The organism is Hymenobacter glaciei (genome assembly GCF_039539585.1).
Classification (GTDB): domain Bacteria; phylum Bacteroidota; class Bacteroidia; order Cytophagales; family Hymenobacteraceae; genus Hymenobacter; species Hymenobacter glaciei.
The window spans coordinates 1-26255 of record NZ_BAABDK010000025.1 but is presented as its reverse complement, the minus strand read 5'-3'; the positions used below and the strand labels follow the sequence as shown (position 1 = coordinate 26255).

General features: G+C 57.7%; 22 protein-coding genes and 1 tRNA gene. 15 read left to right on the top strand and 8 right to left on the bottom strand.

Features of this window, described 5'->3' with window-relative positions; genetic code table 11:
* Window positions 1-166 precede the first annotated feature (166 nt).
* The 3 genes from ABD837_RS15465 (at window position 167) to ABD837_RS15455 (ending at window position 2842) form a co-directional block, all read left to right on the top strand.
* Window positions 167-706, top strand: coding sequence for a hypothetical protein (locus ABD837_RS15465; protein ID WP_345056259.1), 540 nt, complete (start codon window positions 167-169; stop codon window positions 704-706).
* Window positions 707-1738: 1032 nt separating this feature from the next.
* The gene (locus tag ABD837_RS15460; RefSeq protein ID WP_345056258.1) at window positions 1739-2332 is read left to right on the top strand and encodes a hypothetical protein; all 594 of its coding nucleotides are present in this window, start codon (window positions 1739-1741) and stop codon (window positions 2330-2332) included.
* Between the two features lie 96 nt (window positions 2333-2428).
* Complete coding sequence (locus tag ABD837_RS15455) at window positions 2429-2842, top strand: hypothetical protein (protein WP_345056256.1); 414 nt, start codon at window positions 2429-2431, stop codon at window positions 2840-2842.
* A 397-nt stretch (window positions 2843-3239) separates the two neighbouring features.
* Here the strand turns inward: ABD837_RS15455 and ABD837_RS15450 are convergent, their stop codons facing one another.
* The 3 genes from ABD837_RS15450 to ABD837_RS15440 all read right to left on the bottom strand — a co-directional run bounded on the left by ABD837_RS15450 (window position 3240) and on the right by ABD837_RS15440 (window position 11021).
* Window positions 3240-4991: a GEVED domain-containing protein gene (locus tag ABD837_RS15450; protein WP_345056254.1), complete on the bottom strand. Its 1752-nt coding sequence runs from the start codon at window positions 4989-4991 to the stop codon at window positions 3240-3242.
* A gap of 462 nt (window positions 4992-5453) precedes the next feature.
* Window positions 5454-6731: a M43 family zinc metalloprotease gene (locus ABD837_RS15445; protein WP_345056252.1), complete on the bottom strand. Its 1278-nt coding sequence runs from the start codon at window positions 6729-6731 to the stop codon at window positions 5454-5456.
* A 318-nt stretch (window positions 6732-7049) separates the two neighbouring features.
* Entirely contained in the window at window positions 7050-11021 is a 3972-nt protein-coding gene (locus ABD837_RS15440) for a metallophosphoesterase (protein ID WP_345056250.1), read from the bottom strand.
* A gap of 198 nt (window positions 11022-11219) precedes the next feature.
* Between ABD837_RS15440 and ABD837_RS15435 the strand changes: the two genes are divergently transcribed.
* Both ABD837_RS15435 and ABD837_RS15430 read left to right on the top strand, forming a co-directional pair.
* Window positions 11220-12713 (top strand): Pycsar system effector family protein, encoded by a 1494-nt coding sequence (locus ABD837_RS15435; RefSeq protein WP_345056248.1) that lies wholly within the window; start codon window positions 11220-11222, stop codon window positions 12711-12713.
* A 55-nt stretch (window positions 12714-12768) separates the two neighbouring features.
* A tRNA-Arg gene (locus tag ABD837_RS15430) sits at window positions 12769-12842 on the top strand.
* Window positions 12843-12868: 26 nt separating this feature from the next.
* Here ABD837_RS15430 and ABD837_RS15425 read toward each other — a convergent pair.
* Entirely contained in the window at window positions 12869-13357 is a 489-nt protein-coding gene (locus ABD837_RS15425) for an HNH endonuclease (protein ID WP_345056246.1), read from the bottom strand.
* A 47-nt stretch (window positions 13358-13404) separates the two neighbouring features.
* On the opposite strand from ABD837_RS15425, the gene ABD837_RS15420 reads away from it, so the two are divergent.
* The 5 genes from ABD837_RS15420 to ABD837_RS15400 all read left to right on the top strand — a co-directional run bounded on the left by ABD837_RS15420 (window position 13405) and on the right by ABD837_RS15400 (window position 18426).
* Complete coding sequence (locus tag ABD837_RS15420) at window positions 13405-13992, top strand: hypothetical protein (protein WP_345056244.1); 588 nt, start codon at window positions 13405-13407, stop codon at window positions 13990-13992.
* A gap of 50 nt (window positions 13993-14042) precedes the next feature.
* Window positions 14043-15176 (top strand): WG repeat-containing protein, encoded by a 1134-nt coding sequence (locus ABD837_RS15415; RefSeq protein ID WP_345056242.1) that lies wholly within the window; start codon window positions 14043-14045, stop codon window positions 15174-15176.
* A 43-nt stretch (window positions 15177-15219) separates the two neighbouring features.
* Complete coding sequence (locus ABD837_RS15410; protein ID WP_345056240.1) at window positions 15220-17565, top strand: GH92 family glycosyl hydrolase; 2346 nt, start codon at window positions 15220-15222, stop codon at window positions 17563-17565.
* A gap of 26 nt (window positions 17566-17591) precedes the next feature.
* Entirely contained in the window at window positions 17592-18035 is a 444-nt protein-coding gene (locus ABD837_RS15405; protein WP_345056238.1) for a hypothetical protein, read from the top strand.
* 82 nt (window positions 18036-18117) lie between these two features.
* Window positions 18118-18426: a hypothetical protein gene (locus tag ABD837_RS15400; RefSeq protein WP_345056236.1), complete on the top strand. Its 309-nt coding sequence runs from the start codon at window positions 18118-18120 to the stop codon at window positions 18424-18426.
* Between the two features lie 321 nt (window positions 18427-18747).
* Here ABD837_RS15400 and ABD837_RS15395 read toward each other — a convergent pair whose 3' ends face one another.
* Window positions 18748-19437, bottom strand: a complete 690-nt coding sequence (locus tag ABD837_RS15395; RefSeq protein ID WP_345056234.1) for a PA2169 family four-helix-bundle protein — start codon at window positions 19435-19437, stop codon at window positions 18748-18750.
* Between the two features lie 259 nt (window positions 19438-19696).
* On the opposite strand from ABD837_RS15395, the gene ABD837_RS15390 reads away from it, so the two are divergent.
* The 5 genes from ABD837_RS15390 to ABD837_RS15370 all read left to right on the top strand — a co-directional run bounded on the left by ABD837_RS15390 (window position 19697) and on the right by ABD837_RS15370 (window position 24201).
* Window positions 19697-20908, top strand: coding sequence for a helix-turn-helix domain-containing protein (locus ABD837_RS15390; protein WP_345056232.1), 1212 nt, complete (start codon window positions 19697-19699; stop codon window positions 20906-20908).
* A gap of 128 nt (window positions 20909-21036) precedes the next feature.
* A complete protein-coding gene (locus ABD837_RS15385) occupies window positions 21037-22245 on the top strand; it encodes an acyltransferase family protein (protein WP_345056229.1) in 1209 nt (402 codons plus the stop codon).
* Between the two features lie 456 nt (window positions 22246-22701).
* Complete coding sequence (locus tag ABD837_RS25120) at window positions 22702-22863, top strand: hypothetical protein (RefSeq protein ID WP_345056227.1); 162 nt, start codon at window positions 22702-22704, stop codon at window positions 22861-22863.
* Between the two features lie 183 nt (window positions 22864-23046).
* Complete coding sequence (locus tag ABD837_RS15375; RefSeq protein WP_345056224.1) at window positions 23047-23562, top strand: hypothetical protein; 516 nt, start codon at window positions 23047-23049, stop codon at window positions 23560-23562.
* A gap of 33 nt (window positions 23563-23595) precedes the next feature.
* The gene (locus ABD837_RS15370; protein ID WP_345056221.1) at window positions 23596-24201 is read left to right on the top strand and encodes a hypothetical protein; all 606 of its coding nucleotides are present in this window, start codon (window positions 23596-23598) and stop codon (window positions 24199-24201) included.
* A 198-nt stretch (window positions 24202-24399) separates the two neighbouring features.
* Here ABD837_RS15370 and ABD837_RS15365 read toward each other — a convergent pair whose 3' ends face one another.
* The 3 genes from ABD837_RS15365 to ABD837_RS25015 all read right to left on the bottom strand — a co-directional run bounded on the left by ABD837_RS15365 (window position 24400) and on the right by ABD837_RS25015 (window position 26199).
* On the bottom strand, window positions 24400-24903 hold the full coding sequence (locus ABD837_RS15365; RefSeq protein ID WP_345056219.1) for a DUF6896 domain-containing protein: 504 nt from the start codon (window positions 24901-24903) through the stop codon (window positions 24400-24402).
* Window positions 24904-25071: 168 nt separating this feature from the next.
* A complete protein-coding gene (bla, locus tag ABD837_RS15360; RefSeq protein ID WP_425554350.1) occupies window positions 25072-25803 on the bottom strand; it encodes a BlaB/IND/MUS family subclass B1 metallo-beta-lactamase in 732 nt (243 codons plus the stop codon).
* 138 nt (window positions 25804-25941) lie between these two features.
* Window positions 25942-26199 (bottom strand): DUF6000 family protein, encoded by a 258-nt coding sequence (locus ABD837_RS25015; protein WP_425554355.1) that lies wholly within the window; start codon window positions 26197-26199, stop codon window positions 25942-25944.
* Between the last annotated feature and the right edge of the window lie 56 nt (window positions 26200-26255).

Below are 26255 nucleotides of genomic sequence, written 5' to 3'. Positions count from 1 at the left end.
ACGGTGCTGGGCTGGCGGTTCTCTCATTGCTCACATTTAGCGGCGTAGGAAAAAGACCGTTTGGCTGAACTGCTACAAGCCTGGTGTTAGCTTTAACCAAGGTTAAAAAAATAGCTTTCCGACTTTACCCTTGCCAACGTATCCATTGGTCCCGAATCTCTTGCTTATGAACAGCTATTGCGTGCTATTCTTTTTGGTGATGCTTTTAGCTGCTTGTGGCACCCACGACCAGTCGAAAAACACGTCTGGCGCTGAAAAGGGAGCACCTCAGCTAGGCATATATGTGGTGCAAGGAGACTCGGTGGTCGTGCCGCCGTTTGCCGTGGAAGTTCGGCTCAGTGACAAGGCTAATCAAGAGCTGGCAGCTCGCAAGGAAACAATTATCGTAGCGGCCTACTTGGAAGGCGTGCCAGCCCGTAACAACCCCAGCTTAGTCAACCGCACCAAGGAGGGGGGACTGCGCATAGGCGAAGCCCGTGTGGAACTGCGAACCGGCCGCACGGCGAAATTCGCAGGCATCCGGTTCGCCCGGCCGCTATATGACCAGTTGGGCGATAAGGACCTTAACGTACTGGTTAATGTCTTTAGCGGGCGTAAGTCGACAGAAAACAACTTGTTAAGCTGTACCATCATTCAAGAGAAAATAGGCGCGCTGGCTGGTCAGACGCGATTGGTTACGGGCCACTTGATTGAAGGCGACGACTAAACCGAACCCTCCTTCAATCAAACGGTGTGCGTTTACGGCACGACCGTTTTTGTATACAGTGTCAAGGTGATGCTCTCGCATGGAAGCATGCAATCTTTGCCTTATGTTCGAGCGTGTCCCTTATCTGCTGTGTTTCCTTCTATGCTTGTTCTTTACAACCGTGTTTTCGTTGGGGTTGCCCAACAAGCTGGAAGAAGCGGCTGTGGCAGAAAGGGGCCGCTTGGTCACGGTTGAATTACTGCGAGGCTCCAGAACCCTCTTCAGTAAGCTACCCAGCTGCGAGTTGTACTTCCGCTACAACGGCAGGGAGTATTCCACACGTGTAAGCGTTGACTACTTCCAGCAGGTGAAGAATCAACCAACTGCGCAACTGCTTCACCTCCCTATCTACCCCCGTATCTTCTTTGCCCCTGGGCATAGTGAGCAGGGTCAAGTTCTTTCATGCGTCTTACTTATTGTCTTTTCAGCGGTTGGAACGCTCTGGAGCCTTTTTAAGCTCGTAAAGGGAGCGTAAACAAAGAACGAATAAAGGCTGCTTTTCGTGAACTACTACTTGGTCTCACTTGCAGAGATGCGAAAATAGCCTTGCACCCTAGATGAAGTTCAAAAAACTCGTTTACTAATCAAAGTTCACGAAACACTCGATTGAGATGAGTTTCGTTAACTCCCTCCATCCAATAAATGGCCAAATTCCGGAGAGCTTTTAGAGTAGCCAAACGGCCCTTAAACGCGGGTTTTCCGAGTCGTTTTTTGACCTGCTTTATTAGAGCTCTACTTGTCGAGAAGCTTCGGCTTAACCATCATCGTCAGGACAGTTGCGCTGCCTACGATGGCAGGTGTCATCCATCATTTATGCTCAGCCTCTTGTTTACAAAAAGAAGCCCCAGCCGCCCCCGCAGCTGGGGCTTCTTCGTGCTCCTCACGCCCGCCTCGCCCCAACTTGTTACACGCCTCCCAAAAAATAAAAGCGATGTAACGTCCGTTGTTACATCGCGCCGGATTTTTCCCGGCGATGTAACAAAAAGGCCCGCTATGCCGCGTACGCTCCCTTCTGACTCGCTGGCGGCGGCCGTGCGGGCGCATTTCGGCCTCACGCAGGCCGAGCTGGGGCAGTACCTGGGCGTGGCGCGCGAGCAGGTCGCCTTCGTGGAAGCGGGCCAGCGTCCGTTTTCGCTCGCGGCCGAGCGGCGGCTGCGCCCGCTGAGTCTGTTGCTGCCCGGTGTGCTACTCGCCGAGGTTCCCGCGCCGCCGCTGGCCGCCCCCGACGAGCCGGCCGAAGCGCCCGACACGGCTGCGCTGCGCAAGCGGCTGCGGCGGTGCCGGCACGAAGCCGCGCGGCTGCGCTACGAGCAGGAAAACCACGCCACCCGCGCGCTGGCCCAGGCGCAGCGGCAGCGCGGGCTGGCGCAGCTTCGGGCGGCGTTGCTGCCCGCGTCGGCTGCGGCCACCGCGGCCACGGCCGAAACGGAGCGCCTGCGCCGCTGGCTGGACGCACTGCCCCCCGAAGTGCTGCCCGTGCCGATGAGCGCCACGGCTCGGGCCCTGGGCGCCGCCCGCCTGCGGGGCCTAATCGCCGAAGCCGAGGCGCTGGAGCAACAGCTGGCGGCCGGTGAGGGCCATTCCTGATGATAGAAAAAATAAAATGCTGCCATGGGACAATTCGGAAGAGAAGTGTGGCGTTCTGCCGACGAACCCTTTTTCCACTTAACCATTTACCCTACCATGGCATACTCAGTGAATTTGTTGACCACCGTGGCCGAGTGCGACGCCGCCCTCGCCGCTGCCGACTCCGAGCTGCGCGACCTCCAACACCGGGAGGAGAACCTCGACTACGCGAGAGAGAATACCACCGAAAGCGCTACCGAGGTGCAGGCCGAGATGGCCAGCCTCACCGCCGAAATCTCCGCGCTGAACAGCATCATCCCCACGCTGGCGGATGGCACCAGAGCCCGCAAAAACAACGAGATAAACCTGCGCCGCGCCAACAACCGCCAGGCCATCCTCAACGACAAGCAGGACCTGCGCGGCCCCGTAGCCCTGCTCATCCGCGAGCTCGGTTTGGCGAAGGTGCAGGCCCAAATCACCGAAACAAATGCGTTTAAGGCGGCCGTCACGGCCCGCAAGGCGGCGCTCTAAGGATTCTGAAAGGAACGTCCAAGTAGTGCGTCATGCCGAGCTCAGCCGAGGTATCTCGCGTGCCACCACTACATAATGACGACTTCACGATTGAATTACTACCACACGCGAGATGCCTCGGCTGCGCTCGGCATGACGCACTACTTATTAAGTAGTCGAGCAAAAGTAATTCGGCATCGGCCCGGTCCGACCGCCCTAGGCGGTCTGACCGGTTGAAGCACCTCCGGTTTTGCGCTGACGATAACCGGTCGGACCGCCTAGGGCGGTCGGACCGGGCCGGACGATGACCTGATTACTTCTGCTCGATTACTTAGGTGGCCTGTGTAACTAGTCGGCAACCCACAAAAAAGCCCCGACCTTGCGGCCGGGGCTTTTTCGTTTTCAGGAGCTCGGAGATTTATTCTTTCACGAACCGCTGGTGCGAAGTGCCGGTTCCATCGGTCACGTTTAGCAGGTAGGTGCCGGCGCGCAGGGCCGATACATCTACCTGGCCATCAGTCAGCGACAGGCCGCGCACTTCGGCGCCGCGCAGGTCGTACACCCGCACCGAGAAAGCAGCCTCGGGGTCGGCGTTGGCCGGGCGGGCAATGTTCAGCACCTGCGTAGCCGGGTTGGGGTACAGGGTGTACTGGTCGGCCAGGGCGTTGGGGTTGCTGGTACGGGCCGTGCTGCCATCGGTGCGGGTGCCACCCGAAACGGTGATGGTGTAGTCTTCGGTTTCGCCGTAGCTGTAGCTGCCGCAGCTGGTGGTGGCCGAGTTGTCGCTCATCACCACGCGCATGCGGGTGTTGCCGCTTTTGGCCGTGGCGGGCACCGTGAAGCCAAAGGCGCGGGTGGTAGCCGAAGTGCTGCCCGCGGCATTCACTGCCAGCTCGCCGGCATCAGTGAACACGCCGTTCTGGTTGTAGTCGATGTACACTTTGAAGTACTCGGTGTAAGCGCTCGAAACGAAGCCCGCCGACAGGCTGATGGTCTGGGCCGAGCCGGCGGTTACCGTCGTGCTCAGAGCCGTGCCGTCGTAGTAGCCGGCGTTGGCCCCCGAAGTGCGGTTGATGCTGCCGAGCTGCACGAGGTCGATGTACTCGTAGGCTACGCTGGTGCCTTTGCTGGCGCAATACGTAACCGTGGGGGGAGGCGTGGTGCCGCCGGGGGCCGTGCCGCCGGCCGAGGTGAGCAGGCCCACGCGGGCCCCGCCGCTGGCAAACAGTGCGTTCATGCGTGAGCTCTGGCCGGTCGAGAACATGAACATGGCGGCGTCGTCAACATAGTCCATGTAATTCATGAACATGTCGCCGTTCGGGCCGTTCGAGCACGATACCTGCGGGAAGGCGGGCTTGCCGTAGTTTTCATCGGCCTGGTTAGGGGTGTCGCTCACGTTGTCGGTGCCGGTGCAAGCCGTTCCGTCATCGCCCCAGATGTGGTTCAGGTTCAGCCAGTGGCCCACTTCGTGGCTGCCGGTGCGGCCCAGGTTGAAGGGAGCGGTTACCGAGCCGGTGCGGCCGAAGTACACGGGCGAAATCACGACGCCGTCGGTGGCCAACGCGCCGCCGGGGAACTGGGCGTAGCCCAGGATGCCGCCGCCGATGGTGCCCACCCACAGGTTCAGGTACTGGCTGGCGTTCCAGGCGTCGAGGCCCCCGGTGCTGGCTTTTTTGATTTTGTCGGCCGTGCCCCAGCTGGTGATGGTACTGCTTTTGCGCTCGATGCCGGTGGTGGCAACGCCGCCTGGCGTACGCTTGGCCAGCACGAACTGAATGCCCGCGTCGGCCACCTGGCCAGCAAAGGCGCTGGGGGTTTTGGTGTAGTCGGCGTTCAGCTTGTGGAAGTCCTCATTCAATACCGCAATCTGCGAGGCAATCTGGGCATCCGAAATGTTTTCGGAAGCAGTGCTGTACAGCACGTGCACTACCACCGGGATGGTCACGGTTATAGCAGCTGTGCCCCGCTGGGCGGTGCCGGCCTGCTTGGCGGCAAACATCACCGCTTGGTTGTTGATGTCGGCCATGCGGGCAGCCAGGCTGGGGTCGGCGGCGAGTTGCTGTTGCAGCACATCGTCGGTTGCGCAGGAGCGCTTCTGGGCTTGGGCGGAAGTGGTAGTGAGTGCCAGACCCAGCAGGCCCAGCGCGGCAGCGTAAAAAGTTTGTTTCATGAAAAGATGGTGGGGTGTGAAGTGAAAAACGTAATTCAGAGTGCCAAACTAGGTATTAAATTACAAGTATTTCAACAGAATTATGGCATTATTAGCAATTTGATATTAACGTGGTACTATTGGTTGGTTTCATTTGAAGTTTTCAAATAATTTTCATTCGGTGTTCATAAGAAGTAGATGAGCAAAAGTAAACGAGTGAAAGAACGTCATGCAGAGCGCAGTGAAGCATCTCGCGTGTGGCAGTAAATCAATCGTTTAACGATGAGAGCGAGATGCTTCGCTGCGCTCTGCATGACGGTTACTTTTGCGTGACTACTTAAATGAAGTGTCCACGCTACTAGTCCGTGTATGTGCCTGGAGCCCGGCGTATTGCGCAGCGACTGGCTGCTCTGGAAACAACAACGCCCTGCCCCGGTAAGGGGCAGGGCGTTGTATTCTGCGGCTGAATGAAAAGCCGGAAGCTTATTCTTTCTCGAAGCGCTGACGGGTTACGTCGGTGCCGGTGCCAACGGTGATGTAGTACAGGCCGCGGGGCAGGCTGCTTACACGCACCTGGCCCTGGCCGTTGTAGCCAACTTGCTTCATTTCGTGGCCAGTCAGGTCAAACACGTGCACTGCTGCGCGGGAAGCATCGGCACCGGTAGGCAACGACAGGTTCAGCACGTCGCTGGCAGGGTTGGGGTAAGCCGTGGCCAGCGTGGGGGCAGCTGCGCGCGGGGCCGTGCCGCCGAGCGAAGTGAGCAAGCTTGCACGGGCGCCGCCGCTGGCGAACAAGGCGTTCATGCGGGTGCTTTGGCCGGTCGAGAACATGTACATGCACTTGTCGTCGGTGTAGTCCATGTAGTTCATGCTCATGTCGCCCGAGTTCGAGCAGGTCACGTGCGGGAAAGCGGGGCAGCCGTAGTTGCTGGTTTGCTGGGTAGGGGTGTCGCTCACCTGGTCGGTACCGCAGGAGGCATCGCCCCAGATGTGGCGCAGGTTCAGCCAGTGGCCTACTTCGTGGGTGGCAGTGCGGCCCAGGTCGTAGGTAGTGGTGTAGGTGCCGCCCGAAAACTTGGCGCGGCTACCGAACGCCGAGTATAGAATCACAACGCCATCGGTGCTGGCCGAGCCGCCGGGGAACTGCGCGTAGCCCAGCAGGCCCTGGCCCAGGTTGCAAGCCCACAGGTTAAGGTACTTGCTGGTGTCCCAGGCATTGTCGCCGCCGCGCTTCGAATTCTTCATGGCGTCGTTAGTGCCCCACGAATTGACTTTGGTCAGCTTATGGATGACGCCCGTAGTGGCCGCGCCGTTGGGGTCGCGCTTGGCCAATACAAACTGCACGTTCGCGTCGGCTACCAGGCCGGCAAACTGAGCCGGCGTATTGTTGGCGTCGGCGTTCAGCTTACGGAAGTCCTCGTTCAGCACGTCAATCTGCGACTGCACCTGGGCATCGGAAATGTTCTGGGCTGCCGTGTTGTAAAGCACGTGTACAACTACGGGGATGATAACCGTGCCAGCAGTCGTGCGCTGCAGCGACGGGTTGGAGAGCACACGCTGGGCGTGGGCCTCAATGGCCGCCATGCGCTGGGCTTGGGTAGGGTCGGCGGCAAGTTGAGCCTCCAGCACTTCCATCGAGCCGCAGGCGCGGCGGGTGATGGCGCGGTCCAGACCGTTATTGTTGAGTACGCGCACGTCTTGAGCCATTGCGGAAGAGGCCAAGCCTAAAACGGCAAGAGCGGACAGGTAAAGTTTGTTCATTTGATGAAGTATTGGGGTGAGGTAATAACGTAATTAAGTCGCAATGTAAGAAAATTTGCAAAAAACACAAGTTCAAATTGCGAAATTGCCAATATCCTGTTTGGGAAGCCGTATAACGGTCGCCGCCGAATTTGGTTGCCAACTGCCGGTAGTTAGAAGAGAAAATCGGCTAGCGGCGTCGTTAGAGCGGTTTCGGGGGGTAATGGATGTAGGGGCGGGGCTTGCCCCCGCCCGTCGTTGACCGATTCCGTTCAACGACGGGCGGGGGCAAGCCCCGCCCCTACATCGTTCAGCCCGTACGCTGACCCCGAAACCGCGCTAGAAGAGGAAATCAAACCCTACGAAGACGAGTTTTTCTTCGCCTGCCGTGTAGGTAACGTTGATAATGGCCTGCTTGAGAATGTCGACGTACACCCCGCCCCCGAAGCCGCTGTGCAGCGAGCTGAATCCCGTGCGCGTGTCTTGCTCGGAGTACACGCGGCCCGCGTCGGCCAGGCCCATAATACCCAGCTTGCCGGGGAAGAGGTAGGCGTTGAACGAGAGCAGCTGCACGCGGGCCTCGAAGTTGGCGTAGAGGCTGCTACGGCCCGCAAAGCGGGTGCGGCGGTAGCCGCGCAGGTTGGTGGTGCCGCCCAGCGTGTTGGCCTGGTAGAAGCGGTAGTCGCCCAGGTTGCGGGCCACGCCAATGCGGCCGGCGTAGGTTATCTGGAAGGGCAGGTTGGGGGTGAGGTAGGCCCGAATTTCGGAGGTGAGGCGGCCGTACTGCAGGTTTTCGCCGTTGAGCTGGTAGTTATACTGCGCCTCGTTGTACCAGCGAATGCCAATGCGCGGGTTCTTGGGCGAGGAGCTGGCGTCCAGGTTCAGGTACACCAGGCCGCCAATGTACTGGTTCACCTGAAAGTCGCTGGACCGAATGCCGAAGTGCCGGTTATCAAAATCGGCGCCGATGCTGTCCTTAATCACGGAGCCGATGGGCGACTGCTCGACGCGAAACTGTTCGTAGCGCGGCCCGACGCCGAGTTTCATGAAGCTGAACAGGTTGCGCTCGAGGGTGGGGGCTATCATGAGGCTGTTGAAACGCACGCGGTATGCCGAGTTCACGCTGCGGTTGGTGACCACGCCACGGTTGGCGTCTTCGGTGGCTAGGTTGGCGGTGTTGTTGCCAATGCCGAAGAAGTTGTACAGCAGCTGCGGGCCGTAATACTGGGCCGCCACACGCAAATCGTACTTGCCAAACACCCGGGTAAACTGCCCGGTGTACTTGATGTTGAACGCGCCGTTGCGGGCCGGGGCGAAGTTGGCCACTACGCTTTGCTCCGAAGAGAACGGGTCGCGGCGGAACCCGTAGCGGCGGTGCGTTACGCCGCCCCCAATCAAAAAGCCGTCGTCGATGTTGAAGCCGAAAAACAGGGCCGGGCCGGTGTAGTTCAGGCGGTAGTCTTTCAGGTCGAAGCGCTTGGGGTGGTCGTAGCGGCTCACGTCCACGCCGGGCTCCAGCCGCAGGCGGGCGTCGGGGCCAGCCTTGATGACGTTACCGGTGTCGGCGTCGTACACCTGCAGCTTGTGGCGAATGCCGCTGATGTTGCTGTTGTCCATGATGGAATCGCGACCGGTACCGGCCACCAGCCGGATTTTAATGCCCTTGCTGGCCTTGCCTTTCAGGTCGTACACGTCCTGCCCGCTGATGCCGTAGATGCGCAGCTCGTCGGTGATGCCGTACTCCAGGGTGCGGTCGTACACCGTCTGCTCCAGCTTGCCTTTTTTGTTGATTTTCTGCACCGTGAGGTGGGCGTTGCCGTTGGGCAGGCGCTCCACCGTGAACTTCTCGTTCTTCTCGGTACCGCGCACCTCCACGATGTCGGCTACCAGGTTGGCGTACTTGCCTGCCACGTCGGGCAGCAAATCGCGGCGGCTTTTCAGCTTGGCGATGATTTCGGGGCCGTGCAGGTCGTAGATTTCCTTGGGCCAGTTGTCGCGGAAGGCCTTTTCGATGATGGCATCGGTGAGGTGCTCCTTCATGTACTGGCCCTGGGCCACCCACTGCTCGCGCGTAACGCCGCCCATAAACGTGCGGTCGTTGCTCAGGCCGGTCAGGTTCAGGCCCTTGTAGTCGCCGAAATCCTTGCCGAAGTTCTGGAAGTTGCGCACCGCAAACTTGCGGCTGATGAGGAAGGGCAGCACGCCGTCGCCTTTAAAGAAAGCAATGTCGCGGTCTTTCGGCACGGCCGTAAAGGTGCGGTTGCCGTTTTTGTCCTTCGCCTCGGCCCAGCGCCACTGGTCCTCGTGGCGGTCCCAGTCGCCAATCCACATGTCGAACAGGCGCGTGCGGGCGAAAGCCACCTGGTCAATCTTGTTGTCGTTGTCCTCCAGCAGGCGCTCGAGCATTTTGTCGGTGCTCACCAGGTTCTTGGCGTAGTTCAGGCTGGCCACGTTGCTCTGGTCGTCCTTGGCATCTTCCTCCAGCGCGGCAGCCTGGTTCGAAAACGCGCCGTAGTACTGCCCCAGCAGGGGGTCCTGCGGAATGTAAACGCGCACCGGGTTGGTGTGCAGAATGCCGGCTGCCGCCGCCAGCGGCGGCAGCGCAAACGAGGCGTACGGATGCTGGGCCGAAATCTGGTCCTGCAGAATGTCTTTGGCAAAGCCCGTGCGCAAGGCCTCGGGCAGCACGGCGGCGGGGTCTTTGTCGATGCCGCGCAGCGAGAAGTTGTGGCCTTCTTCGTTGCGCAGTTTCAGGGAGGCCGTTTGCTTGCCGCCGCCGGTTTTGTAGGGCACCAGGCCCCCTTGGTTGTTGGCCAGGTCGAGCACCGGGAATTTCACGGGCGTAGCCCATTCCTTGCGGTAATGCTCGCCGAGCAGCCAGTTGTGGAATTTGCCGTGTTGGTTATACCCAGCGTTTACCGCAACCACTACGCTGCTATCGCGGAAGTTGGGGCGGCGGGTGGGCAGCACTTGCGCGATAACGGCATCCTTGTCCTTTTTCTTCTGCTTGTCGAGGGGCGTAACCGGGGCTGCTGGCGTAGAGGCCACGCCAGTGGTGGTTTTGGCGTAGAGCGGGGTGCGGAATACGAGGCGGGCGTTGTCGCCTTTGCCCTCCGGAATGTAGTATTCCGTCCACACCTGGCCGTCGTCGTAGTAGTTCACGCGGGCCCAACCCTTTTCCTTGTCCGAAAACAAGGCGCCGCCGCCGTCGCCGGGCTTCACGTGCTGGGTTTTGCAGCCCGAACCGCTCACAATGAAGTGCGTGGCGCCCTCTTTAAAGTATTGCAGGTTGTGCTCGTGCCCGGCCGCGTAAATGACGTTGGGGTACTTGTTGAAAATATCCATCAGCCCCTGCTTGTAAGCCTTGTAGGCCGGGTAGGCCAAGTCCTGGCTGATGCCGCCATATTTGCGGGCAAAGGGGTAGATGGACCCGATGACGGGCAAGGGCAGAAACGCGTACTTGTACACGATGCTGAGCGGAAAAATGTGGTCGCCGAGGGTGAAGTAGCCGCCGTGCACGCCGTCGGTAAACAGCGGGTGGTGGCCCACCACCATGATGTTCTTATTCTGGTTGCGGGCAATAATGTCCTCCAGCTGGGTCATGAAGTCGGTTTCGTCTTCCACGCCGCAGCCGCCGCCCGCGCCGTAGGGCCGCTCGTTGCGGTTGGTCAGAAACCACTGCGAGTTAATGGTAATCAGCACCAAGTCGTCCTGAAGGCGCACTTCGTAGGGTCCGGGGCAACCGTTGCTGGGCGTAATGAAGTCGCCGGTGTAGGAGAACGCGGCCGAGTCGCTGGCCATGTAGTTCTCGGCGAAGCGCTGCTCGCGCATCACCTGTTCGAAGCCGCCCTTCAGGCCCTGTTTCCAGTCGTGGTTGCCGGGCACCATGTACTTCTCGCCCTGGTAGCCGCGCAACACGTCAATCTGGTCGCGCAGGCGTTCCTCCGAAGCTTTGCGGTCGTAGGCTCCCTCTTCAGGCATGCCGAATTCGTACACGTTGTCGCCGAGGAAAACGGTGGTGCTTTTCGCGCCGGCTTCCATGATTTTCTTGCGCAGGAAGTTCAGCGAGGGCTCGCCGCCGTTGGCCTTGGAAATGGGCTTGCCCACGTCGCCAATCAGGAAAACGCTGTAGCGGATGCGGGTGCTGTCGGGGGGCAGCTTTTTATCCCAGCCCAGGCCGCCGCGGCGGTAGTTGGGCCGTGATACGTGCGGGTTCTGGCTCGATTCGCCCTGGGCCAGGGCATGAAAGGGCAGCGCTAGTACCGCGCAAAGCAGCAAAAATGCAAAGTGAAAGCGAAAATTTCGGGGCATAAGCGAGGGAAATGAGCCGGTGCAGAAACCAGCCGCGGGCAGGAGGGGGCAAACGTACAACCGCCGCCGGGGCGGCAGGTTAGGCCCGTTACGCAAAGCACGGCAGTGCGGTTAGAGCGGGTTTTCTAACTTACGTCCCGGGCTTCGCGTTGAAAGCAGGCAAGTCTGCTGCCCGAACCGCAGTAGCTTCGCTTACTTATGGAAGAAATTACGCCCGAATCCGCCGAAACGGGGGCCGCTTCGGCGGCATCCGAGCCGGTGCAACCCACCGAACACCTGCCGCCTGCTGCTGCTGACCGCCCCGTCCCACCCACCGCCGAAATAGCGGCGGCGCCCGTGCTGTCGGTGCACCCGGGCCACGGCTCAAACCCAGCCGAGGACCCGTTGGCCGTCGAAGAGAAGGCTCCCGATAAAAAGGACAAGCAGGAATCCGCTAAAAAGGATAAGCAGGACTCCGCCGAAGACGACAAGCCCGCCAAAGCCAAGCCCTCCGCCCTCACCAAAGCCGCCCAGGTGTACGTGAGCGAGCTGTTCACCCGCGAGCTTTCGCCCAAGCTCACGTACCATTCCCTGGCCCACACCGAAACGGTGGTGAAGGAATGCCGTGCCCTGGCCCCCGCCGCCCAACTCAGCGCCGACGATACCGAGGCCCTGCTGCTGGCCGCTTGGTTTCACGACACTGGCTACCTCGACGTGTACGACGGCCACGAGTTCCGCAGCGCGGAGCGGGCCGCCGCTTGGCTGCAGGAGCAGGGCGTGCCGGCCGGCCGCGTGCAACTCGTTGAAACCCTCATCAAGGCCACGCACCGCGACTCGAAAACCGAAACGGAGCTGGAGAAACTGCTGGTGGATGCCGACATGAGCAACCTGGCCCGCGACGACTACCGCTCGCGCGCCGAGCTGCTGCGCACCGAGTGGGAGCTGGTGCTCGACAAAACCTACTCAACCCAGGAGTGGGCCGAGCTGCAGCTCAACTTCATGCTGGCGCATAAGTACCTCTCCGAAGCGGGCAAGGAGCGGTATAAGAAAACGCTGAAGAAAAACCTGGAAGACCAGCGCGACTATCTCAAAAAGAAGGAGAAGAAGGACAAGAAAAAAACGAAGGAAAAGAGCGACACCTTCGCCGAGCCCAAGCGCGGCATCGAAACGATGTTTCGCACTATGTATTCGAACCACATGAAGCTGAGCGACATGGCCGATAAAAAAGCCAGCATGATGATTCAGCTCAATGCCGTGCTTATTTCGGTTATCATCACCTACCTGGGCGCCAAAATGGGCAAGGCCGGGGCCCTGAGCCCACTGATGGGCAACAACCCCGTGCTGGCCATCCCGGTGACTATTCTGCTGATAACGGCCTTGGGCTCGGTCACCACGGCCATTCTCTCGGCGCAGCCCGACGTGACCAGCTTTGCCTGGCTGAAAAAGAGCCCCGAAATTGCCACCAACCGCCGCGTTAACCTGCTGTTCTTTGGGCAGTTTACCAGGCTCAATCTCGATAATTTCCAGAATGGGATGCGCGACCTGATGCGCCAGAAAGACCTGCTGTACACCAACATGGTGACCGACATTTACTACCTGGGCGAGGTGCTCAACCGCAAGTATGGCCTGCTGCGCACCAGCTACACCATTTTTCTGGTCGGTATCATTCTCACGGCGCTTTCGTTCGGCATTGCGCTGCTGTACAAGTCGTAGGTTGAAGCAGGTATTAGCAGACTTGCGTTATCTTTGTGGAGCACGTTTGCCACCTGGGCCTGTAGCTTAACTGCATAAAGCAAGCCTCTCCTAAGGGCTAGAGTACAGGTTGGATTCCTGTCAGGCTCACTTAGTTAGCCCCGTACGTTCGGCCTTCAGCGGCCGAGCAGTGCGGGGCTTTCTGTTAGTAGGCCGTGGTCGTATTCCCAATGGCAATTGGGGCAGAGCACCAGAATATTCTCTGGTCCGGATACCTTCTGAACAGTCGTGGAAGCCGGAAATGCCTTGATGGGTTGCTTGTGGCAATACTCCACATGCTTGTCGTAGCCGCAGGCTTGGCAAACCCGCGGCCGGTGGGCGTTCAACAGCCGGGTAATGCTGTTGAGGTAGCCCCGGTAGTAACTGGGATGCTTAATGGCATCTTTCGCTTTCAGTTGGGCTACGGTTAGTAACCGGTAATCTGCTTTGCGCTTACCGTGCACCGCGCAAAACTGTCTGTCTCCCGGAATGAGGGTGTCGCACTCAGCACACTTGCGCGTCAGATGGCGCTTGGGAGCCTGCTGATTGGTATGAATAGCTGCGTGGGAGCGAGAGCAATACTTGGGGTTCGAGGTTTGGGCGCCGCAGTGCAGGCAGTTATTCATAGCCCAAGCTAATGCATATTGCCGTCCCATTCCTTTCTGCTTCACTTATGAAAACGCTTTCTCTACCCTTGCTGCTGGTCAGTGGCCTGCTGTTCGCCCAATGCTCCAGAACTTCGGAGCCAGCACCCAAAGTTGATTACGACCAGAAAAGTGCCAAAATCGTGCAGGCCGTGAGCCCAGTGGTGGTGGGCGACTGGACGCTGCGGCGGGTACACATCACCGCCCAACCCCACAATTCCGGGCAAAGGGAGCTGGGCATCGTGCGTGACACTACTTTTGAAAACCTGGCCACGCTGTCCATTCAGTCGGCCCCTTCACGCCATTCGTCCGGGGACCCGCGCTATGCCCACTTTACTGGCTTGCTACGTTTCCGGACGAAAACTTACCCGATTCAATTTGAGCTTAGTGCCAGCCCCCAGCACCTTTTTCATGACGAAGGGCCACAGGCAGTTTTCCTGTTCGAGTATAATTTCCCCGTTGGTTCTCACCTCACCGAGCCCGAAGAGCATTTGTTGCAATACAACTTGGGGTTGATAGGAGACCACTTCTCGCTGGAAGTGGTGCCCGGGCAGTTCAACGCAATGACCTGGCGGGGCTTAAGCCGCGGCATCGATAAAATTGAGCTGGTGAAATAGCCACCTGCGTGCGCAAACTGCCGGATATTGCGCCTCATTTGCGCCCTTTTATGAAGAAGCTGCTGCCCTTGCTGCTGCTGCTCGGTGTAGCGGCCCATGCCCAGCGGCCTGTAGCACCGCAGTCCGCCGCAATTTGGCAGCAGTTTGCCGTGGAAGGAAAGGAGGGGTATAGGTATGGTTATAAGGATGCCAGCGGCAAGGTCCGCATCCCCGCCAAATTCGGCAATTTTACCAATACGCAGAGCTTTCGGCACATCATGGCCGTGAGCGAAAGCGCGACCTTGAAGCAGTACTACCTCCTGAAAAGCGGCCGGCAGGTGGGCCGCGACAGCGTGTACATGTTCGACTACACGTTTGATTGCGAGAGCGAGGGCAAAATCCGGTTTAAAGATTACCGGAAGGACCGGGTTGGCTTCCTGGATAGGTCGGGCAGGGCCATTATTCCGGCCATGTACAACTACGTTTCGCCGTTCCACAATGGATTAGCGGCAGCGCTGATTGGTGCCCGTCGAACCTGCTGGGGAGAAGCCGGCGCTGATACCCTGACGTGTGAGCACCCGACGTGGGAGGGTGGCCGGGAACTGCTGATTAATGAGCGCAACGAAATCGTTGTAAGCGACCCGGCACTGGCCCGGCCGGCGTTCCTCAACTGGTATTCGCTCCAAGTGAACCAAGCCGCCCCCGATACGTCCATCACCACCACTTTCCGCGCTGTAAACGGCGACCGGTACACCTTCACGGACTACCAGAAGGAATTCACCTGCTGGTTCTACGACGTATTTGTGCCCGCTGTGCGCTCGGGTGAGGCGGCAAAAGTGGAGCCGCTCTGCTTCTTGGAACTGGCCGTAGCCAGCCAGCCATTCCGGGGCTGGCCACACTTCGAGCGGGCGGCCTTCATAAAGAAGTTCTACCAGCCCACACTGTTGCCAAAATTACGTGGCCTTCGCTACGGAGCAAAAAATGTCGATGTATTCTCTGAAACCTTGAACACATTGATTTTTGACAGCCAAAATTTTCGCCCTTTTCTTACCGACTGCGGTGAGGCTTTCCAAGCAAAATATCCAACGTTTAGCTTGGTCATTACGGAGATAGGCGCATCGGGAAAAAGAAATTACGGGCACCAGCAGCATTTCGCTTTTATCCGCACCGCTAAGGGCTACCGGCTGTACTGCCTGTCGCTGTAATTCGCCCCGCGCTGCTATTTCCTCTGCCGGCCGCGCGCCTACCTTGCGCCACATGAAGACCCTGTTGCCGCTCTGGCTGCTAGCCGCCGCCCTGCCAGCCCTCGCCCAAAAGCCCACTCAACCCGAAAACCTCGTGCAATACGCGCACCCCATGGTGGGCACGCAGAAAATGGGCCACACCTACCCCGGCGCCACCGTGCCCTTCGGCATGGTGCAGCTCTCGCCCGATACCGACACGCTGAGCTACGAGCAGAACGGCAAGTATAACCCCGACATCTACAAGTACTGCGCGGGCTACAACTACGACGACCGAACCATCGTCGGCTTCAGCCACACGCACTTCAGCGGCACGGGGCACTCCGATTTGGGCGATTTCCTGCTCATGCCCACCACCGGCCCGCTGCAGCTTAACCCCGGCACCGCCGACCGGCCCCAGAGCGGCTACCGCTCCGCCTTCTCGCACCAGAACGAGGTAGCCGAGCCCGCCTACTACAAGGTGAAGCTCGACGACCACAACATCACCGCCGAGCTCACGGCCACCACCCGCGTGGGCTTCCACCAATACACGTTTCCGGGCACCGAGCCGGCCCACGTCATCCTGGATATGATGGCCGGCATCTATAACTACCCGGACAAGAATGTGTGGAGCTACGTGCGCATCGAAAACGACTCGCTTGTGACTGGCTACCGCCAAACCACTGGCTGGGGCCGCACCCGCACCGAGTACTTCGCCATGCAGTTCTCGAAGCCCTTTAAAACCTACGGCGCGAAGAAGTACGACGCCAAGGAAACTTACCGGGGCTTCTGGGGCCGCTTCGACCAAACGAAAGGCTGGCCCGAGCAGGCCGGCCGCCAGCTGCGCATCTACTTCGATTTCGCCACCGTGGCCGGCGAGAAAATCAAGGTGAAATTTGCGCTTTCGTCCGTGAGCAGCGCCGGGGCGCTGGCCAACATGCGCTCCGAGATATCCGACTGGAATTTCGACCATACCCGCCGCGCCAGCCAGCAGCTCTGGCAGCAGGAGCTGGCCAAAGTCACCATCCAAACGCCCAACCGGGCCGATAAGGAGAACTTCTACACGGCCCTCTACCACGCCTGCCTCAGCCCCACTATTTACGAGGATGTCATTAATCGTGGACAGTATCGGGGGCTCGACCAAAAAACCCACTACAGTTATTCTGATTTTCATTCCAGAAACGGCTACGTCAACTACACTACCTTCTCGCTCTGGGATACCTTCCGCGCCCTGCACCCGCTCTTCAACCTCATCCAGCCCAGCCGCAACGCCGACATGGTGAAGTCCATGTTGGCCCACTACGACCAAAGCGCTGAGCACATGCTGCCCGTCTGGAGCCATCACGGCAACGAAAACTGGTGCATGAGCGGCTACCATAGCGTCTCAGTGATTGCTGATGCTGCTATTAACGGAGGGGTGCTAACAGCCGACGATGCCGAGCGGGCGCTGGCTGCCTGCGTCACCACTGCCCGCCACCGCTGGTACGACGGCCTCGGCGAATACATCGACCACGGTTACGTGCCCAGCGAGCGTAGCGGCACCTCCGTTTCCAACACGCTCGAATTCGCATACGATGACTGGTGCATTGCTCAACTCGCCAAGTACATGGGCAAAGACACCATCTACCAGGAGTTCAGTAAGCGCGCCACCAACTGGCAAAACGTGTTTGATGCCCACACCAACGCCATGCGCCCGCGCCTGGCCGACGGCAGCTTTCGCCCCAAGTTTGATGTGCTGAGCACCAATGGCCAGGGCTTCATCGAGGGCAACGCCTGGAACTACACCCTCGCCGTGCCCCAGGACCCCGCCGGCCTGATTGCCAAAATGGGCGGCAACCGCCGCTTCGTGCCCCACCTCGATTCGCTCTTCACCATGCACCTGCCCGACAGCTTCTTCGCCGAAACCGAGGACATCACCCGCGAGGGCATCATCGGGGGCTACGTGCACGGCAACGAGCCCGCCCACCACGCCGCCTACCTCTACAACTTCACCGACCAGGCCTGGAAAACGCAGGCGCAGGTCCGCAACATCCTCGCCCGCCAGTACCATCCCACCCCCGACGGCCTCGGCGGCAACGACGATTGCGGCCAGATGAGCGCCTGGTACATCTTCTCGGCGCTGGGGTTTTACCCGGTGGCCCCGTCGTCGGGCCAGTACGCGCTGGGCAGCCCGCTCGTCCACGGCGCCACCCTGCATTTGGAAGGCGGCAAGGAGTTCAACATCCAGGTCAAAAACCAAAGCCCCAAAAACGTCTACGTGCAGTCGGCCACGCTCAACGGGCAGCGGCTGGCGCAGCCGTTTCTAGCGCAGGCGGACGTGGCAAAGGGTGGAACGTTGGTGTTTGTGATGGGTGGTAAGCCAATGAAGCAGTAAATACTATTGTAATTATAAACTGGCTCATGGAAGCTAATGGTCAAAAATCCTTCATGAAATTAGAAGTCATCTGGAAAGATGACCACATGTTTGAATTGAGGGTAACAGCTTCTAATGGTCGCTATTCAGGCATTACCGAAGTTTATGACACGACCGAATCATTAGCTGCTTTTGCCAATTCATTGTATGGCTTTCCACAACACGATGGTGTTCTAGTACACGAGGCAGGAGAAATAGATGGTTATGCCTACTTCCAAATGAAATTCTGTCCCTTTGGCAACGCTGGATATATTAGTGTGCAAGTGAGCTTAGAAGAAAATATATTTCCTCCATATCGGGAAATAGAAAAGGTCAAGCTAAAGCTGGAAATAGTTGTTGAGCGGCATGCTATCGACGTCTATCAAAAAGCATTATTACAGCTTGCCAGGAAACAAGAGGGAGCAGTGACTCTTTATGGCCGAGATAATTAAGAAGCAGTCAGTAAGACTGAACGGACAGTGACTGGCGCAGAATGCAGTAAGCAATTCTCCATTTAAAGCAATTATTCGTCCTATGACGCCAGAGCATAGAGTCTACCTCAACGGCCACTATTTCGATACCCTGTACGATTCCGACACCTTCAGCGACCGGCCCGAACCGTACCGCCGACAGGAAAGGTCTTTGTGGACCGTCTACCAACTGCTACTGCTGGGCACGCACGACGTCACCATCACCCTGGCTGCCAAGCAACCCGTGTTTCAGACCCGCAACGCCCTTGAATTCAGTGTCTGGGTCCAGCAGGTGTATCCTGACTATGGCTTCGTTAACCAATTCCAGCAGCCCATTCACACCAGGTTCCCTCACCGAGCCGATTATTTATAGCCGTTAAAAATCGGCAGTGCGCAACGGGCAGCGGCTGGCGCTGGAATTTCTTCAGCAGCGGGCTGGCCCGCGGTGTCTACGTGGTGCGCCTGAGGGCCGGCAGCACCGGGGTAATTAAGCGCCTGACGGTAGAATAAGGCGAACGTATGCCGGGCTGCTAATCGTGCGCATCGGCAAGGGGGCATTGCGCAGCAGGCGCTCCAGCAGTTTGCGCGTTACAGACGCCCTTATCCAGCCCCGGCTGCCGCACAAAAAGCCCCGCCGGCCCGGTCCCTGTCATTGGGCCCGGCCCGGCGGGGCTTTTTGCGGCAGCGAGCACAGCTATTGCTTTGCCACCAGCTCCTTCAGCTTCTTGTACGTCTTCTTAGACTGCGCGAGCTGGCTGCTCACCGCCTCGCGGACATCGCCTTTGAGGGCTTTGCGGCGCAGGGTTTTCTTGTAGGCTTTAATAGCCCACCGCTCGCCGTAAATGTTGGCAGCCAGAATGGCCTTTTCATCGCGGCCCGTCACCACGGCTTGGGCATCCATCAGCTTGCGGTAGAGCTTGCCTTTCAGCGTCGTGCCCGTTTCACGCTCGCCCCCGTCGCGGGTCAGGAACTGGTTCAGCTCCTTGGCAAACTGCCGGCTCTGGTTCACCAGCTGCTGGTAGTAGGCCCGTAGGTCGCCGTCCTTGGTTTCATCCACGGCGCGCTTGTAGCCCTCTATGCGGTCGTTCACGAAAAGCACCAGCTCGTCGAGGGCCGCTGCCTTGCGCTTGGCCTTGCCTTTCTTCTTGGGGGCGATGAGGTAAGCCAAGCCGGCCGCCAGCAACGCACCACCCACTGCTTTTTGCGTAGAGCTGAGCTTCTTAAATGCGCCCAACGCCTTCGTGCTGGCTTCCTGCACAGAATCGGGTACTTGATTGAGCAGGTTCAGGGCTTTGTCCTTGGCCTCGTTGGTGGCCGCCGTAGCCTGTTCAAGCAGGTCTTTGGGCTTGTCGGTCGTATCGGAAGTAGGTGCGGGGGATTTCATTCTATTAAAAAGTAGATGATTACAAAGCGCTTCCTTACGGCAAGCAGCACCGGTGGTTCACATCCCGCCCATAAAAAAGCCGCCCGCTCCCCAACCGGAAGCGGGCGGCTTCATCTTTAACCCTGCCTGCTTGCGGCCCCGCCAAACGGCAGTTTCCCTCCAACGAACCCAAAAAAAGGACTAGCCCTATATTTACCCATTCCACGCAGCCAGCAAACCGGTTTGTTGGTTTCACGCATTGCCTTTACCATCCCTCCCAATGCAGCCCTTTCTTAACTTATGGTCGGTGCTGATTCTGCTGGGTGCGGCGCAGGGCTTGTTCCTGAGCTGGACGTTCTTTTTCTCACCCCAGGGCCAGCCCCTCAGCAACCGCCTGCTGGGCCTGCTGATGCTCAGCCTGGCCCTGCCCGTCATCGAGATTCTGCTGTGCTACTCGGGCTACATTCAGTTCGCGCCGTTTTTCGTGAGCCTGACCGAGCCGCTGAACTTCGCCGTTTCCCCGCTGCTCTACCTCTACACCCGCAGCCTCACCGTAGCTGCGTTTCGCTGGCGCCCGCGCTACCTGCTGCTGTTGCTGCCCGCCGTGGCGCATGCGGTGTACCTGGTGCCCTTCTTCGGCCAAAGCAATGCCTGGAAGCTGCGCACCGTGGCCGAGTCGTTCCACCAGCCGCACCCGGCCGCGCCAGTAGCCGAGCATCCGTTCTGGTGGTTCAGCACTTATGACCAGTTCTACGCCGTGTTCTACCTGGTGCTGGGAGCCTACCTGCTGCTGTACCTGGGCTTGCTGCTGCACACCTTTCTCACCTACCAGCGCCAGCAGGCAGCGCGCCCCGCCGGCCCGGCCCCCGCGCTCAGCTGGCTGCGCCGCCTGGGCTGGGGCTTCGTGGCGGTGCTGCTCGTATACGTCGGCAGCACGGCCTACTTCCACAACGCCCGCACGAGCGAGGGCGCTGACGCCGGCGACGTCTGGCTGGCCTCCCTCATTGCCCTGCTCTTTTACAGCATGAGTGGCCGGGCCATCAGCCGCTCCTCGCTATTGGCCTTGCAGGAAGCCCCCGAAGAGCCGCAGCCGGAGCCTGCCGCCCCGCGCCGGAAATATGAGAAAACCGCGCTAGCCCCCGAGGCCGCTGCCGAAATCCTCACCCGCCTCCGCGCCCTGATGGCCACCGAGCGGCCCTACCAAAACCCCGACCTCTCGCTGGCCGAGCTCGCCACCCAGCTGCGCCTGCCGCTGCACCACCTCTCCCAGGTTATCAACGAGCAGTGCCAGCAAAACTTCTTCGACTTCATCAACACCTACCGCATCGAAGAAGTGAAACGCCAGCTCCTGCTGCCCGAAACGGCCCGCCTCAAGCTGGAAGAAATTGGCTTCGCGGCGGGCTTCAACTCGAAATCGGCTTTCAACGCCGCGTTTAAAAAGAGCACCAACACCACGCCCTCGCAATTTCGAAAAACCGCGTTGGCGCAGTAGAAACAGTATTTGCCCGGGCCCGCCGCGTCCGGATTCGTAAGGTAGTACGCCGGGTTTGCGAGGCGTGTCGTGGTTCGGGAGGGCCGCCGGTAGGTTTGAGCATCGATTCACCTACAATCCCACCGGCCATGAGCCCAACCACCGCCCTCCCGCTCTCCACCACTCGCCGCCACGACCTCGACTGGCTGCGGGTATTAGCCTTCGCGCTGCTCATCCTCTACCACACCGGCCTGGTGTTCGTCGGCTGGAAATTCCACATCACCAGCCGCGTCAGCAGCCCCGCGCTGGAGCTGCCCATGGAGTTTCTCAACCAGTGGCGCATGCCGCTGCTGTTTGTGATATCCGGGGTCGGCGTCACCTTCGCCCTGGGCCGCCGCACCGCCGGCCAGTTTGCCAGCGAACGCCTCCAACGCCTGCTGCTGCCGCTCATTTTCGGCATGGTCGTCGTGGTCGTCCCGCAGGTCTACTACCAGCGCCTGTCGGAAGGCGCCCACTACACCTCCCTGCTCGACTTCTACCCGCACTACTTCAACGGTGCCGCGCCCAAGGGCAATTTCACCTGGAACCACCTCTGGTTTATTGCCTACCTGCTGGTTTTCTCGCTGCTTAGCCTGCCCCTGTTTGTGCAGCTGCGCAAGCCCGCCGCCCAGGCCGCCCTCGCCAGGCTAAGCGGCTGGCTGAGCCGGCCCGGCACCGTGCTGCTGTTCGCCCTGCCCCTCATTCTCATCCAGCTCACGCTGCGCCCCTACTGGCCCGATACCCGCAACTTGGTGCACGACTGGTTTAACTTCGCCTTCTATCTCACGCTGTTCATCTACGGCTACCTGCTCGGGCCGCTGGCCGGTTTCTGGCAGGCCGCCGAGCGGCAGCGCTACCTGTTTCTGGCCCTGGGCCTGGCCGCGTTCTGCTTCTACTATTGGGGCGACGATTACTATTACGCCCTCATCGGCGACGCCATCAAGCGCGGCGTGCAGGCCCTCAACTGCTGGTGCTGGATACTCGTCTGCATCGGGTTCGGCCGCCGCTACCTCAACCGCAACTCGCCCCTGCTCCAGCGCGCCAACGAGGCCGTGTTCTCCTTCTACATCCTGCACCAAACCGTCCTCATCGTCATCGGCTACTACGTGCTGCAATGGCACGCCACCAACGCCGCCAAATTCCTGATTATCGCCCTGGGCACCTTCGGCGGTAGCCTGCTCCTGTACCTGGTCATTCAGCGGTTCACCGTGCTGCGCGTCCTGTTCGGCCTCAAGCCTAAGGCCCGTACCCCGCGCCCCGCGGCCCCCGCGCCCCAGGCCCAGCTGCTCACCCCTGCACCTGTTAGCGTCGGCCAGTAGCTTCCCCGCTCCGCTTTTAACGCCGTAATTCCCTCGCCTAAGCCCAAAAACGGCTACGTGCAGCAAGTCACCCGCAATGGGGGCAGCTCATGTAGCCGTTTCTGGCGCAACGGGACGCGGCGAAGGGCATGGCACCGGTGTTTACGATAAGGGTGCGACCGGCCAGAAATGACAGACTCTATGCGAATCAATGACCGTGAAGTTCGGCTAGTTCAATACAGCACAGATACCAATTGGCTCAAAGAATTACCAAGTCAAAACTGGCTTTGCATTCTCTGCGTGGAGGGAACTCCTAGGCGCTACCTTAATGAGGTAATTCCGAAATTAATAACCCAAGACGTCTGCTACGTGTGCACCATCGGGGCCCAGTGCGAATTTGCGCACGACTTACTAGACGAGGAAATCTGCTATCGGGAAACCGAAGAGCCGCCGCTTTATCTTCCTAAACACGACATCATGACGACCTGGCATCATGAGTTCGACGACGGAATCAGGTTTGCCATTTACGCGGTGAATGATGAAGTTATTGATATAAAAACGGTGGCCATATTGGATATGACGGGCGGGAAAGAAGCAGCAAGGATAGAGGCTGTTTTAAAGAATTTACAGACTGCCTAATAATGACAGGACCTACTTCAGCAGTTCTTTTAGGTTCTATTCCCGGCAAATCGGAATTAGCCGAAATAATACATAATAAACATCAGCAACTGTTATCGGCTCACGGAAAACGGAATACTGCCAAACCGTCAACGTTAGCTGCCATACGATTTGACACAATACTCCTGATATCACATTTGCAACATGTCTTACATTTACAACATGAAAGAAAGATATTTACTCTTTGCAATTGTCCTGACTGCTTCTGTTAGTTGCAACAACCCATCTGCTGACCAGCAAAGGAAACTAGAGCTCAAGGAGAAAGAAGTAACACTGAAAGAACAAAAGCTGAAAGTCAAAGAAAAAGCTAATGCATCACAGAACTACACTACACAAGTTGCTGTAGACAAAAGTAATGAGATTAAAAATGACGAGTTGTCTAATACTGAAAACCTAGTTGGTTATTGGTTTACCCCACATAGTGCGACGATAAATATTCTATTTAGAAATGGACGATTTATCTTCAATGACTATAATGTAACTCTCGATAAAGAGGAAATTCTGCAAGGAGATTACAAATTAGACAAAGGAACATTGATTTTACTCTATGATGACAGGCCCAAACAGGAATTCAAATTCTTTAAAGGCGATGCTGATAATTATTACATTAAAAAAAGTGGATACTATTTTGTAAAAGGCGAAAGTCCCGATTACGACTAACGCAAAGTGATTATAAAGGCCAAAAAGAGCTACATGAGCGACAGTGAATGGCGCGCTTACCAGTCTGCTCGTGCAGCGAGGCCGCCCATACAGGGGTGGAAATGCGCGCAGGCGGAGCGCAGCATCATCTGGTGGAATGCTGGTCTGATAAAAGACCAGAATGGGCGGGTGCAGCCAACCAAGGTGTGGCATATGGTCGGCATCTTTCTCATCATATTCGCGGCCTTGGGAGTGCTTTTTGTGCCGTTTGTAGTGGTTGTTTTTGAGTTCAAGAAGCTGGTATTGCCCCTGCTGGGTACGCTGCTCGTGGCTGCATTCTGGCTCTTCCTGGGCCTCATGAAAGAAGTGTTCCGGGTTGACTTTGATTTGGATGCACAGCACATCGCGCTGCACTATACATGGTTTCCTAGCCGCACAATAATCACGCGTGTATCGTTTTCCGCCATCGAGTACCTTCGCTTGCGCAGATGTAGCTATGGTCCGGCTAACCTGGAACTGCTGTATCTGAATGTGAACCGCAAACCGGTGACCGTGTTGCTGCACACTCAGTTCGATGAGGTGCTGCTCAATACACAGCTTGAGTGGCTGCGGCCTGCGCTGGGGGCAAAAATATTTCCCATGGTTGAAATTGACGACTAAGTACAGAAAACCCGCCGGAGTTGCCCAGGGCGGGTTGTAACATAGCAACTCTTAACAATTCATTAAGCCCTCTATATGCAGTCGGCCACGCTCACCGGGCAGCGGCTGGCGCAGCTGTTTCTACAGCAGCAGGACGTGGCAAAGGGCGGCACACTGGTACTCGTGATGGCAACTAAATGCGATTGAATGCTGCGTTATTCAGTCCAACATGTCGATATCATCCGGCCAATACGGCTTCCATGTTACCGGATTAGCGTTGTGAATATCCGAGGTTAAATAATAGGTCCTTTCCGACGAGGAAAAGGCATCTTTGACCGCCAGCCCATCCTCCGCTAACTCCTGTAATAAGCTCCTCACATGGGTATCGCTTAGCAGCAAAGGGTATTTGTCTCTAATAGATTTATTAGATTCTAAAAAGTCAAATACAAACCACGGGTCAAGGCCATCGCATCTCCTTTCATGGCCAAAGTCAAAATCAACTCTCAATTCCTTCATCGTTACAAAACAACCGATGCCGTGGAACATGTAGCTGTTCTCTTTTGAGTCATCCAAATATTTTTCACTCGAATGAGTGTTTTCAGGTCTTGCGTATTGAAACCCTTTTTCCTTCTCAGACTTGGCGTTTAGGAGACCGACTGCTTTGGCGACAGCTAGTTTGTAGTCTTCAATCAAACCCAATAATTGATGCCGCTCTAAATCCATTTTATAAGAGAATCAGGTGTGGTTTACTGATGTAATATTAAACCTAAATGAAGCCGCCCGCTCCCCAACCGGAAGCGGGCGGCTTCATTTCCAACCCTAAGCGAAACTTAAGCCCCCAGCGCTACGCCCGGTTGCGACTTCGGGGCAGACAGTTCCAGGCAAACTGGGTCAGGGCTTTTGTTGGAGCTGACGAGCCATTGTCAGCGTGTGGCTGACCGATTCTGGATTGGTCCAGTCGTTATGCCCTGGAATTACATAGGTGGGGTTTTTATATGTGCGCTGTACGTTGGCAACGGTCTGGGCGTAATCCTTCACGCTGGCATCGCCCATATTACCCAGGCTGTTGTCTTCCATACTTTTTATCAGGCAGCCTCCGTACAGAACCCGTTCTTTTTTAAACCAGACAACAATATTGTCAGGGGCGTGGCCGTGACCCGGGAAATACGTTTGAAACGAATGTTGGCCAACGGTAAAAGTGGTGTCTTTCGTGAGTAGAAACTGGGCCCTTTTCATGCCGCGTTTTTGGCTAAGCATGTCGGTCTGCCGGGTCGTATACGTGCGAATACCCTGCTGCCGATAGTAAGCCAGCCCCCCGGTACGGTCTTCGTGGAAATGAGTGGCCAGGCACAGCACCACTTTTTGGTGATGTCTGGCCCAGATGCTATCCAGCAGCGGTTGGAATTGGGTGCTGTCCCACGGAGTATCAATAATGACGGCGCCCTTATTGGTTAGCAGATACAAGCCATTCGCTGGGGTTCGATTGCCTTTGTAGTAGTTGTAGGTCGTGTAGATGTAAAAATCCCCAGTCAACCGAGTGATTTTTAAATTAGCGTTGGCCTGTTGCTTAAACAGGCTCCCGGAGAGCAAGAAGCAGGTAAGCATGAGTATAACGGGCCGCATACTTCAAGAAAATCCAGTAAATGAAAAAAGGTGCTCTCGACGCTATTCAAAAAGCCGCCCGCTCCCAATCGGAAGCGGGCGGCAAAACTAAGCGAAACATAAGCCCCGGTGCCGCTCCAAGCTTCTTATGTGAAATAGTTAAGAACTCATAAAATGCACCCGACAATAATCCATTGCTTCCCAGAAACTGCTTTTACATTCCTCTACCTCCCAATACGGAGAGGGACGGCCTGCGCTATATCGCTCCCATAGCCCTCCCGGCTCTAAAAAACGATGTGAATAATGAGTCCCCCGTTGCTCATCCACCCACATCAAAGCAGGCAGGGCCCACTGTTGGTCATAATGTAGGTCGAGTCGAGCTAAGTAGATGTCTAAGTATTCTGTTAAATAACTGATGTTACGCAGTATTTTTCCGATTTAAATACGCTTTTCGATGGCCTGCACGCTGGATT